The sequence below is a fragment of the Pseudomonas sp. H3_C08 genome (assembly GCF_054669455.1).
Map to the genome: position 1 here is coordinate 1,805,341 of NZ_CP162803.1, position 13,005 is coordinate 1,818,345.

13 protein-coding genes are annotated in these 13,005 nt (G+C 55.7%); 9 read left to right on the forward strand and 4 right to left on the reverse strand.

Translation table 11 applies throughout. The features are described from left to right. Positions 1-118 precede the first annotated feature (118 nt). A complete protein-coding gene (locus tag AB4N74_RS08370) occupies positions 119-1,096 on the forward strand; it encodes a zinc-dependent alcohol dehydrogenase family protein (protein ID WP_150734417.1) in 978 nt (325 codons plus the stop codon). A gap of 48 nt (positions 1,097-1,144) precedes the next feature. Here AB4N74_RS08370 and AB4N74_RS08375 read toward each other — a convergent pair whose 3' ends face one another. Then, a complete protein-coding gene (locus AB4N74_RS08375) occupies positions 1,145-1,810 on the reverse strand; it encodes a glutathione S-transferase family protein (protein ID WP_212621873.1) in 666 nt (221 codons plus the stop codon). Between the two features lie 150 nt (positions 1,811-1,960). Between AB4N74_RS08375 and AB4N74_RS08380 the strand changes: the two genes are divergently transcribed. Further along, a complete protein-coding gene (locus AB4N74_RS08380; protein ID WP_460099374.1) occupies positions 1,961-2,872 on the forward strand; it encodes a LysR family transcriptional regulator in 912 nt (303 codons plus the stop codon). Here the strand turns inward: AB4N74_RS08380 and AB4N74_RS08385 are convergent. Beyond that, on the reverse strand, positions 2,869-3,504 hold the full coding sequence (locus AB4N74_RS08385) for a TetR/AcrR family transcriptional regulator (protein WP_212621874.1): 636 nt from the start codon (positions 3,502-3,504) through the stop codon (positions 2,869-2,871). The genes AB4N74_RS08380 and AB4N74_RS08385 overlap by 4 nt on opposite strands. 110 nt (positions 3,505-3,614) lie before the next feature. Between AB4N74_RS08385 and AB4N74_RS08390 the strand changes: the two genes are divergently transcribed. The 3 genes from AB4N74_RS08390 to AB4N74_RS08400 are packed head-to-tail and all read left to right on the forward strand — an operon-like array spanning position 3,615 to position 4,965. Next, positions 3,615-4,217 carry an NADPH-dependent F420 reductase gene (locus AB4N74_RS08390; protein WP_150734414.1) on the forward strand — a complete coding sequence of 201 codons (603 nt, stop codon included), beginning with the start codon at positions 3,615-3,617 and terminating at the stop codon, positions 4,215-4,217. A gap of 41 nt (positions 4,218-4,258) precedes the next feature. After that, positions 4,259-4,588, forward strand: a complete 330-nt coding sequence (locus AB4N74_RS08395; protein WP_092280719.1) for a YciI family protein — start codon at positions 4,259-4,261, stop codon at positions 4,586-4,588. 47 nt (positions 4,589-4,635) lie between these two features. Further along, a complete protein-coding gene (locus AB4N74_RS08400; RefSeq protein ID WP_092280721.1) occupies positions 4,636-4,965 on the forward strand; it encodes a YciI family protein in 330 nt (109 codons plus the stop codon). Positions 4,966-5,027: 62 nt separating this feature from the next. Here the strand turns inward: AB4N74_RS08400 and AB4N74_RS08405 are convergent, their stop codons facing one another. Continuing rightward, a complete protein-coding gene (locus tag AB4N74_RS08405; protein ID WP_150734413.1) occupies positions 5,028-5,603 on the reverse strand; it encodes a TetR/AcrR family transcriptional regulator in 576 nt (191 codons plus the stop codon). 168 nt (positions 5,604-5,771) lie between these two features. On the opposite strand from AB4N74_RS08405, the gene AB4N74_RS08410 reads away from it, so the two are divergent. The 4 genes from AB4N74_RS08410 (at position 5,772) to AB4N74_RS08425 (ending at position 12,055) form a co-directional block, all read left to right on the forward strand. Further along, on the forward strand, positions 5,772-6,050 hold the full coding sequence (locus tag AB4N74_RS08410; RefSeq protein ID WP_092280725.1) for a LysR family transcriptional regulator: 279 nt from the start codon (positions 5,772-5,774) through the stop codon (positions 6,048-6,050). Positions 6,051-6,191: 141 nt separating this feature from the next. Continuing rightward, positions 6,192-7,451: a multidrug efflux RND transporter periplasmic adaptor subunit MexE gene (gene mexE / locus AB4N74_RS08415; RefSeq protein WP_150734412.1), complete on the forward strand. Its 1,260-nt coding sequence runs from the start codon at positions 6,192-6,194 to the stop codon at positions 7,449-7,451. A gap of 12 nt (positions 7,452-7,463) precedes the next feature. Beyond that, on the forward strand, positions 7,464-10,655 hold the full coding sequence (locus AB4N74_RS08420) for an efflux RND transporter permease subunit (protein WP_150734411.1): 3,192 nt from the start codon (positions 7,464-7,466) through the stop codon (positions 10,653-10,655). Further along, on the forward strand, positions 10,655-12,055 hold the full coding sequence (locus tag AB4N74_RS08425; RefSeq protein WP_212621877.1) for an efflux transporter outer membrane subunit: 1,401 nt from the start codon (positions 10,655-10,657) through the stop codon (positions 12,053-12,055). Before AB4N74_RS08420 ends, AB4N74_RS08425 begins: the two co-directional genes overlap by 1 nt. A 48-nt stretch (positions 12,056-12,103) precedes the next feature. Here AB4N74_RS08425 and AB4N74_RS08430 read toward each other — a convergent pair whose 3' ends face one another. Then, positions 12,104-13,000 carry an NAD-dependent epimerase/dehydratase family protein gene (locus AB4N74_RS08430; protein WP_150734409.1) on the reverse strand — a complete coding sequence of 299 codons (897 nt, stop codon included), beginning with the start codon at positions 12,998-13,000 and terminating at the stop codon, positions 12,104-12,106. Positions 13,001-13,005: the final 5 nt, after the last annotated feature.

A 13,005-nucleotide genomic window follows, 5' to 3' on the forward strand; every position in this document is an offset into this window, starting at 1 on the left:
CCTGAACTACACTGATCCATTCATTGTGATCGCCTCCAATAGAATGGATACTTTTGCGGGCGATCACTATGATAGGTGTCCGGCATGGACATTTAAACCCTCACGCAGGTACTCCCACATGAAAGCGATCCAGATCAACGCTTACGGCAACCCCCTCGAAAGTCTGGAGTTGGTCGACATCGCTGAGCCACCGCCACCCGGATCGGGCGAGGTGCTGATCGGTCTAGAGTTCGCCCCAGTTAACCACAACGATTTACTGTTGTTTGGCGGTAAGTTTCCGGTGCATCCGCCATTACCGAGTGTTGTCGGCAACGAAGGCGTTGGTATCGTGTTGGTCGTTGGAGCGGGCGTGGACAATGTAAAGGTCGGGGATCGCGTGACGCCACCGCTCTATAGCTTTACCTGGCGCGAGCGGATGGTCATTCCCGCCGCAGATCTCTTCGCTTTGCCCGTGGACGCGGATATTCAGCAGCTCGCCATGTTGCGTATCAATCCGCCCACAGCGGCACTTTTGCTGAGTGAATTCGTTGACCTAAAACCCGGCGATTGGGTGGTGCAGAATTGCGCGAACTCCGGGGTGGGTAGGGCGGTGATCGCCATCGCCAAGGGGCGCGGGTTACGGACGGTCAATTTTGTGCGGCGACAGGAGCAAGTCGCTGAGGTGGAAGCGGCTGGTGGAGACATTGTTTTGGTGGATGAAAATGATGCGACTGAGCGCGTTCAAGACATGGTCGGTGACGGTGCAGTGCGCTTGGCGCTCTGCGGCATCAGCGGAGTGGCGACTGCGCGATTGGTTAGCGCGTTATCGGCTGGGGGATCGTTGGTCAACTACGCACAAATGAGCGGCGACATGTCTGCACCGGGAGATCTCAGGCCGCTGATGAGAAAGAGCATCACGATGCACAACTTTTATCAGAACAAACCCGCATTCAGGGTGAAAGTGCCTGAAATATTGCATGAAGCGGTCGAGTTGATCAGATCCGGAAGTCTGCAAGTACCGGTTGCAAAGGTGTATCCGCTGGCAGCCTTTAAGGACGCCATCGTCCACACTCAAAAAGGCGGCAAGGTGTTGTTAGAGATCAACGGGGCTCACTGACGGTTTGGTTGAGGAGGCGCCGATGTTCGGCGCCCCCGTACAGTCAGATCAGAACGTGATACCGAACGCGGAAAACGCTCGGTCCATGCGGTCGTCCAGCAGCTCTTTGGTTTCTTTCCAGGCCGGAACTTCATCCAGCAGGCGTTGCTGCCAAGCCATGATGTTCGGGAATTCATCGTACGGCGTTTTGGTTCTGGCCATCTGCGAGAACGGTGCTGCGATATCGAAGTCCGCCAGCGTCACCTGGTCACCGACGATGTATTTTTTGCCTTCGAGGTGTTTGTCGAGCATGGCGGCGTTGCTGCGGATGTTGGTGAAGATGAACTCGACCATAGTCGGGTCTTCCGCCACGCCCATCACGCGTTTGCCGATGCGTTCGTTGAAAAGGTAGGACGAAAATACGCGCCAGTGTTCAGCGGACCAGAACATCCACTGCAAGGTTTCATACCGGGCGGTGCCCTTGGGCAACAGCGGCGAGTCGAACTTCTCCGCCAAGTAGAGGTTGATGGCCGAAGCTTCGGAGATGACGATATCGCCATCGACCAAGACCGGTACGCGACCGACCGGGCTGATCGCCAGAAATTCCGGCGCTTGGCTTTCGCCTTTCAACAAGTCGACCGGGATATGTTCGAACTGAATGCCCATGTGTTTTGCAGCGGTCCATACGCGGCGAAAACTGCCGGAACCACTGTCGCCGTAGATGCTGATGGTCATGACTGACTCCATAAAACTGAATGTTAAGGGCGTTGCGCAGAGCCAGACTAATAGAGCGGTTCAAAAGTGATAATTGGTTGGCCGGCGATAAAATTTATCGCCGGCCGGAATATATATGCAGGCCGGGTATGACAGCGGTAGAGGGGCGGTGTGGACAGATTTTCGGCGTTAGAAATCTTCGTGAGGGTTGTCGAGATCGGCAGCTTTTCGCGCACGGCGATTGAGCTGTCGATCAGTCAATCTACGGTCAGCAAGCAAATTACCGATTTGGAAAAACAGTTACAGGCGAAGCTATTTTCACGTACCACCCGCCGGTTGTTTTTGACCGATGCCGGTGAGCGGTTTTATGAGCAGGCGAAGCTTATTCTTGAGCAATACGCCATGGCTTTAGGAGATGTATTCAATACCCGTCAGACGCCTTCAGGCACCTTACGTATCGCTACACCAATTCTGCTCGGGCGAAAGCAATTGACTCCGTTACTGCCGCGCTTTTTCCAGCGCTACCCCGACATTGTGTTGGAGCATTTCCTGAGTGATTCGGCGACAGATCTGATTCGCGATGGCGTAGACGTGTCTATCCGCGTTGGCGAAATGAAAGATAGCTCTCACCAAGCGCGAAAACTTGGTGCTCTGCAACCGGTCACCGTAGCCTCGCCGGCGTTCCTGGAGGACCATCCAGCGATTCTTCATCCTCGTGATTTGGCTCGTGTACCGTGCCTGATTTACCTGCGCAACCCGACGCCTTTCGAGTGGACGTTCAGCGATGTCAACGGTGAGATAGTGTCGGTTGAAGTTCAGGGATCCTATCGGGTGAACGTGTTTGAAGCGCTTTGCGAAGCCGCGATCGCAGGGCTTGGAGTTTTGAGAGCGCCATTGTCGGCCTGCGGCGAGGATCTGGAGGCCGGTAGATTGGTTAGGCTCCTGGCAGATTACGACGCCGCTTTCGTTCCCATCTATGCGGTGATGCCTGCCTCATCCTGGATCCCACAGAAGACCCGCGTGATGGTGGATTTCCTAGTGGAAGAGTTCCAGAACAATCCGTGGCTTAGAGGGCCAGACTAAAGCTCTGGGCCAGCTGGAAACGCTTGCATGGCGATCTGCACGATCTCCAGAAGTTGGTCAGAAGTTGCACCATCTCTGGCTTGCACAGCCAATCCTCGGGCCAGCACATTGAAGTAGGCGGCTAATGCTTTGACATTGGTGTCGGCGGACACGTCACCTTCATCGATGCCGCGCTGAATCCTCGCCTCCATTGCATGGCGTGCCATCGATCTGTGCTCGGTCATCATTTCGCGAACCGAATGCAACGCTGGAGGAACGTGAACGCATGCTACGGAAATCATGCAGCCGGAGGGTAGATCGTCTCGGGTGAACTCGGTAGCGGTCGCCTCCATCAATCGTCTGAAGGCGGTTCGCGTGTCAGTCGCATCATTCAAGATGCCGAGAAACCACTCACCTGACGCTGCCAGATAGGCATTAGTCGCCTCTGCGTAGAGCTGCTCTTTACCCCCAAACGAGTTGTAAAAGCTCGACGCACTGATTCCCATAACCGCAATCAGGCTTTCGAAGGATGTGCCTTCGTAGCCCGACTCCCAAAACAATTTCATTGCTTGGTGTACGGCAATCGCCCGGTCGAAATTCGATGGCCGCCCGCGACCACGTTTTTTGGGTTCGGATAATTTTGGTTCAATCACTCCAATATTCCTTGACGAGGGGATTTCCATCGCCATAGTATTGCATATCGGAGTGATCACTCCAAAAAACATTTCCCCCGATTTAACGCATCGCTAATGAGGTCGCTTTTATGAAAATTGGGATGTTGGGCTCGGGCACTGTGGCGCTGTCCATTGCTAAGCACGCGATTGATCAGGGCCATGAGGTCTTGCTGAGTAATCGCAGCGGAGCGACTAAATTGGGCGATGCACTGTCGCAGTTGGGGCCTAAGGCTTCCGTCGTCACGCTCGCCGAAGCCGCCGCAGCACCAGTGGTGCTGCTAGCTACGCCTTGGACAACTATCAAGACAGTTCTCAACGGACTGCCAGCTTGGAACAGCCGAATCCTAATTGATGCTACTAACCCGTTTTTGGAGACAACGCCCGAGTGGGTGTTTGACGACCTTGGAGGGCGTGGCGCGAGTGAAATTGTTGCCGAACTGGCACCGGGAGCGAGGGTGGTTAAGGCGTTCAACAATCTTGAAATGGCTAACTTCAATGCTGGCCCCGTCCACAACCAAGGTCGAAGGGTGCTGTTCGTGTCAGGCGATGACAGCGAAGCCAAAGAATTCGTGACCGAGTTTATTCACAAGATTGGCTTTCGCACCGTCGATCTCGGGGAACTCAAAGAGGGTGGAAAAATGCAACAGGCCGGCGGCCCTCTGGCCGGGCACGACTTCTTACTCCCTCAATAATCATTCTTTCTAAACAAACTATCCTTCTGGAGTGCAAAACGATGATTGACGAAAACGGGCCACACTATTTTGTAGCCTTTCACACCCCAGGGCCGAAATGGGTACCGGGCGTGAAATACAACGAACAACCTGAATTTATGACTCATGTGAATTACATGATCGAACTGCATCAGAAGGGGCTGATTGTGCTCAGCGGCCCTTTCATGGAAAAGGCGGGCGGGCTCAATGGAGTGTTGGCAAACGGCGGCATGTCGATTTTCAAGGCCGCTGATTTTGAAGACGCAAAAAAAATCGCCGGCGACGATCCAACGGTCAAGTCCGGCTTCCTAAACCTCGAAGTCAAAATGATGTGGGTCCCATTCCATACCTGACAGCACATCGCTTTTGAATCCCCCATTTTCCTTTTGGAGTAACAATCATGATTGACGAAAACGGCCCGCACTACTTTGTCGCCTTCCAATCGCCGGGCCCGAACTGGGTTCAAGGCGTTAAGTACAACGAACAGCCTGGGTTCATGGATCACGTGGGCTACATGATCGAAATGCAGGAGAAAGGCCTCACCGTGCTCAGCGGGCCGTTCATGGAGAAAGCCGGTGGCCTCAACGGTGTGCTGGCAGACGGTGGCATGACGATCTTCAAGGCCGCTGACCTCGAAGAAGCCATCAAGATCGGCACTGACGATCCAACGGTTAAGTCAGGCCTACTGAATGTCGAAGTGAAGATGATGTGGGTGCCGTTCCATACCTGATAAGCCCAGGAAGACTCATATGATGTTCTTCGGGGTTTAGTTTTCATCCTTTGAGCGGCGCTTTACAGCCCGCTCTTTTTTTCAGGCGCGGCAGGCCAGCCACTGATGACCGACTGCAAGAACTGCTCAGATAATTGAGGGCTGTCCAGCGCTCTGGCAATCAGCATTGCACCAGCGATTGAGGAAAGTATGCGAAGAGATTCCCGGTACTTCTCGTCATGAGTTTCGCCTTTGACCAGCGCCATCAGCGTTTCAATCAAGTCCTCAATACCTTTGGTAAACGCACTGCTGACTGCACCGCCAGTGCGAGCGACGTCTGCACCTAAAGCGGGGATGGGGCAGCCCTCCATCCAGTTATCCAGATGCGCTTGCGTCAAGTAACCCTGTATGAGTTCCGAGATGGATTTTGCGCTCTGCCACTCCTGGATGTTTGACTCGAAGGTTCTGCTGACGGCTTCCGATGCTAGCTGTTCCTTTCCGCCAGGAAACTGTCCGTAAAATCCGCCATGGGTCAGACCCACTGATCGTGAGAGTTCACCAATGCCAATTCCATCTATACCTTTTTCGCGGTATAGGCGGGATGCAGCGGTGAGGATCGCCTCCTTATTCGCCGCCGCTTGTTCTTTCGTGACTTTCATGAGGTGTTCCTCTAGGACAGGCGAACCTGCTTGGACCGGTTTGCTACGATGCTAGCATTGATTACGGTGATCATATAACGTCGTAGACGAACGTCTATCGGGCCTCCGCGATGCTAGGCGTGTCCCGAGTCTGCGACTCTAGTCAAAATCTATACGGGGATCTGTCCCATGAAACGTAATGAGCTGCGCAGTATCGATTTGAACCTGCTCGTTGTCTTCGAAACGCTCATCCAGGAACGTAACTTAACTCGTGCAGGTAAGAGGCTATCGCTCGGCCAGCCAGCGGTGAGCGCTGCGTTGATCCGACTTCGTAGGCTGTTCAACGACCCATTGTTTGAGCGCAATGGTCGCACAATGGTGCCAACGCCTAGAGCTTTAAGTGCAGCGCAAATGCTGGGCCCGGCGCTTGATTCTGTTTGTGTTGCTCTTGCGGATACCAAGGGTTGAACAGGGCCAATTCTTCTTTCGGCTTTAAACATGATGCCTATCATTAATAGTGATACCTAAGTTCACTCCGTTCAATTCGTCGAGGCCTCGCGTGAGGCCGAGAATCCACAAATCCCTAAACCCGTCTGGCGGACACATCCCATGGAACAGTCACTAAAACCTTTGCGTTATCCTCTTGCTGCGTTGGCCCTGACAGTTCTGGCAGCGTGTGACCGCACACCTGATGCAGCGTTGGCTTCAGCAGCGCCACACGTCACCGTTGCCAAGGTGCTCGAACAGCCCATCACCGAGTGGGATGAAGTCACCGCTCGACTGGAGGCGCCAGAAACCGTCGAGGTTCGTCCTCGGGTTTCGGGTCAGATCGACCGTGTGGCCTTCACCGATGGTGCGCTGGTAAAAAGAGGTGATTTGCTGTTTCAGATTGATGCACGTCCGTTCGAACATGAAGTCCATCGCATCGAAGCGCAGCTGCAACAAGCCCGAGCAACTTTGGTTCGCACAGGCAATGAAGCTCAGCGCGGCCAGCGCTTGTTAAGCAGCAACGCGATTTCCGCAGAGTTAGCCGACACTCGCACTACCACTGCACAAGAAGCGCGGGCCGGTGTCGATGCCATTCAGGCGCAGCTGGATCTCGCACGCTTGAACCTCAGTTTCACCCGCGTTACCGCACCGATCACCGGTCGAGTCAGTCGGGCGGAAATCACCGCCGGCAACATCGTCACCGCTGACACCACGCCGCTTACCAGCGTTGTCTCCACCGATAAGGTCTACGCCTATTTCGATGCTGACGAGCGCATGTTCCTTAAATACAGTCTGCTTTCCCGCCAAGGACAGCGCGGTCAAGCCACTCCGGTGTACATGGGCCTGTCAAACGAGGAGGGCAACAGCCACGTTGGGCAGATGAACTTTGTCGACAACCAGGTCAACTCGAAAACCGGCACTATTCGCGGCCGCGCGGTATTCGATAACGCTGACGGTCAGTACACCCCCGGACTGTATGCCCGCTTGAAGTTAGTCGGCAGCGCTGCCTACCCCGGCTTGCTGATCAAAGACGAAGCGGTGGGGACTGACCTCGGCAAGAAGTTTGTGCTGGTCGTCGATAAAGACAACAAAGCTGTCTATCGCAGCGTCGATCTGGGACCAAAGCTTGAGGGGCTGCGCATCGTTCGCAGTGGTTTGCAGAAAGAAGATCGCATTGTCATCAACGGCCTTCAACGCGTTCGTCCTGGCGCGGTGATTGATCCGCAGGATGCGCCAATGGCTAGCCCGGAAACGGTTGCCACACTGGCGAGCCAGCGTCAGGCAATTGAAGCCAGTAATCGTCCCGTCATCCAGTCGCCCGTCTCTGTCAAATCACCCGAACTGGTGAAGACGGAAACTGCGATTTCGCCTCGCGGTTAATGGAGATCTGACATGAAATTTTCCCAGTTCTTCATTACGCGGCCAATTTTCGCCGCCGTACTGTCTCTGCTGATTTTAATTGCTGGCACTATCTCGCTGTTCCAATTGCCCATCAGCGAATACCCCGAGGTGGTTCCTCCGACCGTGGTGGTCCACGCCAACTATCCGGGTGCCAACCCAAAAGTTATTGGGGAAACGGTGGCTGCTCCACTGGAGCAAGCCATTACTGGCGTAGAGAACATGCTGTACATGTCCTCGCAATCAACCGCTGACGGTCGCCTGACTCTGACAGTGACCTTCGCCCTCGGCACCGATCTCGACAACGCCCAAGTTCAGGTGCAAAACCGCGTGACCCGCACCGAGCCAAAGCTGCCGGAAGAAGTGACGCGCATCGGTATTACCGTCGACAAAGCCTCGCCTGAACTGACGTTGCTGGTGCATTTGGTGTCGCCGGACAAGCGCTACGACATGCTCTACCTGTCGAACTACGCAATCCTCAATGTAAAGGATGAATTGGCCCGCCTGAACGGTATCGGCGACGTGCAGTTGTTCGGTATGGGCGACTACTCGCTGCGCATTTGGCTCGACCCAAACAAGACCGCTTCGCGCAATCTGACCGCAACTGATGTAGTCAGCGCGGTACGTGAGCAAAACCGTCAGGTCGCTGCTGGGCAACTCGGTGCGCCACCGGCGCCGAATGCCACCAGTTTCCAAATGTCGATCAACTCCCAGGGACGGCTGGTCACTGAAGAAGAGTTTGAAAACGTGATCATTCGCAGCGGTGCCAACGGCGAAATAACGCGCCTGAAGGACATCGCCCGAGTTGAACTCGGCTCAAACCAGTACGCTTTGCGCGCCTTGCTGAACAACCAGGAAGCGGTAGCGATGCCGATTTTCCAGCGCCCCGGTTCCAACGCCATCGACATCTCTAACCAGGTGCGGGCGAAAATGGCCGAGCTGAAGAAAAACTTTCCGGAAGGCATGGATTTCGAGATCGTTTACGACCCGACTATCTTCGTTCGTAGCTCCATTGAGGCGGTGGTCCACACCCTGTTCGAAGCCCTTATTCTCGTGGTGCTGGTGGTAATCCTGTTCCTGCAAACCTGGCGCGCCTCGATCATTCCCCTGGTCGCGGTACCTGTTTCGCTGATCGGTACCTTTGCCGTGATGCACCTGCTCGGATTCTCGCTTAACGCCTTGTCGCTGTTCGGACTGGTATTGGCCATCGGTATCGTGGTCGACGATGCGATCGTGGTGGTGGAGAACGTCGAGCGAAATATCGAGGGCGGGCTGGAGCCGATCGAAGCGACCAAGAAAGCCATGGGCGAAGTGACGGGGCCAATCATCGCCACGGCATTGGTGCTCTGTGCGGTATTCGTACCGGCGGCGTTCATCTCTGGCCTTACCGGGCAGTTCTATAAGCAATTCGCGTTAACCATTGCCATCTCGACGGTCATTTCGGCATTCAACTCGCTGACCCTTTCGCCGGCACTGGCGGCGGTATTGCTCAAGGCCCACGGCGCGCCGAAGGATCGCTTCTCGAAAGTGCTCGATCGTTTGCTAGGTGGCTGGTTGTTCAAACCTTTCAACCGCTTCTTCGAAAAGGCCAGCCACGGTTATGTGGTGGCAGTAGCCAAGATCATTCGGGGCAGTAGCGTTGCGTTGCTGATTTACGCTGGCCTGATCGCGATGACCTACATGGGCTTCAGCACCACCCCAACCGGGTTCGTGCCGACGCAAGACAAGAAGTACCTGGTGACCTTCGCCCAATTGCCAGACGCCGCCAGCCTGGATCGCACTGAGAATGTAATCCGTCGCATGAGCACCATCGCCATGAACGAACCGGGCTTCGACAGCGCCGTGGCGTTTCCGGGCCTGTCGATCAACGGCTTCACTAACAGCCCGAACGCCGGTATCGCGTTCATCGGGTTGAGCAACTTCGAAGAACGCACCGACCCGAGCCTTTCGGCGATGGGGATTTCCGCATCGCTGAACGCCAAGTTCGGCGGCATCCAGGACGCCTACATCGCGGTGTTCCCGCCACCACCGGTACAAGGCCTGGGTACCATCGGTGGTTTCCGTTTGCAGATCGAGGACCGGGGCAACTTGGGCTACGACGAGCTGTACAAGGAAACCATGAACATCATCACCAAAAGCCGTTCGGTACCGGAATTGGCCAACCTGTTCACCAGCTACACGGTCAACGTGCCGCAGGTCGAAGCAAACATCGATCGCGAGAAAGCCAAGACTCACGGCGTGGCGATTAGCGATATTTTCGACACCTTGCAGGTCTATCTCGGCTCGCTGTACGCCAACGACTTCAATCGATTTGGCCGCACATATCAGGTCAACGTCCAGGCTGAACAGCAGTTCCGCCAGGAGCCTGAACAGATCGGCCAGTTGAAGGTGCGCAACGACCGTGGCGAGATGATCCCGCTGGCGACCTTCGTCAAGGTCACGCCGACCTCCGGCCCGGATCGGGTGATGCACTACAACGGCTTTATCACAGCGGAAATCAACGGCGGCGCGGCACCGGGCTACAGCTCCGGCCAGGCTCAGGCAGCGATAGAAAAACTGCTCAAGGAGGAACTGCCCAACGGCATGACCTACGAATGGACCGACCTGACCTTCCAGCAGATTTTGTCCGGCGACACCGCGTTGCTGGTGTTCCCGCTCTGCGTACTGTTGGCGTTCCTGGTATTGGCGGCACTGTACGAAAGCTGGAGCCTGCCGTTAGCGGTGATCCTGATTGTACCGATGACCCTGTTGTCGGCGATTGCGGGGGTAATCATCTCCAAGGGCGACAACAATATCTTCACCCAGATTGGCCTGATCGTACTGGTGGGCCTGGCGTGCAAAAACGCGATCCTGATCGTCGAGTTCGCCAAGGACAAACAGGATCAAGGGCTGTCGCCACTGGACGCGGTGCTTGAAGCCTGCCGTATGCGTCTGCGCCCGATTCTGATGACTTCGTTTGCGTTCATCATGGGTGTGATTCCGCTCGTGACATCGACCGGTGCCGGATCGGAAATGCGCCGTGCCATGGGCGTTGCGGTGTTCTCCGGGATGCTCGGCGTGACCTTCTTCGGCTTGCTACTGACACCCGTGTTCTTCGTGTTGATTCGCCGCTACATCGAACGCAAAAACGCCCGCAAGGTTGGCAAGGCTGAGCAAACCCACGCTTCGAATCCGGAGGCACACTGATGAACACTCTTAAGCTTTTTTTACCCAGCCTTCTGGTTCTAGCCCTCGCAGCCTGCACGGTAGGTCCGGACTACAAGGCACCCGATACCGCTCCCGCGACGATCGCGGCAGCGCACACCAGCCAGTACGATCAGTCGCGATTTGAAACGGTATGGTGGCAACAGTTCGATGACCCCACGCTCAATCAGTTAGTGAGCAAATCCCTGCAAGGCAACCGCGATCTTCGTGTTGCGTTCGCTCGCTGGAAAGCGGCACGGGCGATACGCGATGACGTCAGCAATGACAATTTGCCGGTGGTCACAAGCCGTATTAGTAGCGAGCAAGGGCGGGCTCAAGTGCCGGGCCAAACGGAACGCCGAGTCAATCAGGAACGTTACGATCTTGGTTTGGACATGGCTTGGGAAGTCGATCTGTTTGGGCGTATCCAGCGTCAACTGGAGTCCAGTAATGCGCAGGAGGGCGCAGCAGCGGCCGATCTATACCAACTGCGCGTGACGATGATTGCCGAATTGGTGGACGCCTACGGACAACTGCGCGGCGCCCAACTGCGAGAAAAAATCGCCTTGGCGAACCTGAAGAACCAACAGGACTCGCGCACCGTAACAGTTAGTCTGCGCGATGCCGGAGTCGGTAATGAACTCGATGTAGTGCGCGCCGATGCGCGTCTGGCTGCTGTCGAGGCAACTGTTCCGCAGCTACAAGCGGAGCAGGTGCGGCAGCAAAACCGAATCGCCACGCTGTTGGGTGAGCGCCCGGATAAACTGAGCGTATCGTTGGCCCCTGCGGACTTGCCGGCCATCGCGAAAGCGCTGCCAGTAGGTGATCCAGCCGAGTTGCTGCGCCGACGTCCGGACGTGCTCGCTGCCGAACGCAGACTGGCATCCGCCACTGCGGATATCGGCGTGGCCACCGCAGACCTGTTCCCGAGGGTGAGCTTGAGCGGCTTTCTGGGTTTCACCGCCGGCCGAGGTTCGCAGATTGGCTCCAGTGCTGCCAGAGCCTGGGGGCTCGGACCAAGCATTACCTGGGCGGCATTTGACTTGGGCAGCGTTCGCGCACGCATTCGTGGCGCCGACGCCGACGCTGAAGGCGCCTTGGCCACCTACGAGCAACAAGTGTTGCTGGCTCTGGAAGAGTCGGAGAACGCATTCAGTGATTACGGAAAACGCCAACAACGGCTGCTATCGCTGATCCGGCAGAGTGAGTCGAGCCGTGCAGCAGCTGATCTGGCAGCCATCCAATACAAAGAAGGGACCGTGGATTATCTGGTGTTATTGGACGCACAGCGTGAGCGCCTCAACGCCGAGGATGCTCAGGCGCTCGGCGAAACCGATCAATACCGTGCGATCGTTGCGATCTACAAAGCACTGGGAGGAGGCTGGGATAGCGATAAAGGTTGATCAGGCCCCTAAGTCTCAGCGATTTGCATCGCTGAGACGGTTTGTTAATCAGAGCCCTTGTTCAACTGCTTGCTCAAGCGACGGACCACTAGGTTGCCAATCCAAAAGCTTGCGCGCGTTGATGGCGCGTACACGTGCGTTTGTCGCCAGCGCAATCCGAGCGAAACCACCTAGTTCAGACATCGCATCATTTATGTCCCAACTTAGGGTTTTGCCTTCGAAGCCAAGGGACTTGCTCACTGCGCGCGCGATTGATTCGAAGGTGCTTTCACCATTCTCTGCAAAGAAAAATGCTCCGGATGGCGCGCGTTCCAAGGCTGAAAGGTAAAGATCCACAAGGTCGTTGATGTTGACGTTGGACCAGATCGTTTTGCCGCTGCCGATGTAAACCCCGGCACCCAGTTCTTTGGATTTCGCGACGATTTTGGGTAATTGGTCACTCACGACTTTCATGCCTAGGCCGTTGCCGTAAACCGTCGACGGGCTGATTACAAATGCGCGCAAACCTTGGTTGACGCCCGCAGTCCTGACCATGCGATCGATTTCAATTCGGGGCACGCGGTGCAGCATGGGTGTGAAAGGCTGATCATCTCCGTAAATGGCCTGACTAGGTTCACCTCCCATCGCGTCGTCACAGACGATGCTGGCTCCGCTGGTATGGATGAGCGTTTTCCCAGTACCGGCCAACGCAGTGATCAATGCTCGAATGGAGAAGTAATGATCTGAGTTCGCGGCATTGATAGTGGCGTCGGCGGAGCGCGCGATCTCTTGAAGCAAATCGGCGTCATCAAGCGTTCCGATCTGCGCAGCAATGTTCCGTGCTTCCAGCCATTCAGCTTGTGCAGCCGTCCTTACCAAGCCGATAACCTCATGTCCGTTTTCGACCAAGCGGTGGCTGATGGAACCGCCTAAGTAACCCGATGCTCCAGTGACAAATACTTTCATCTTCA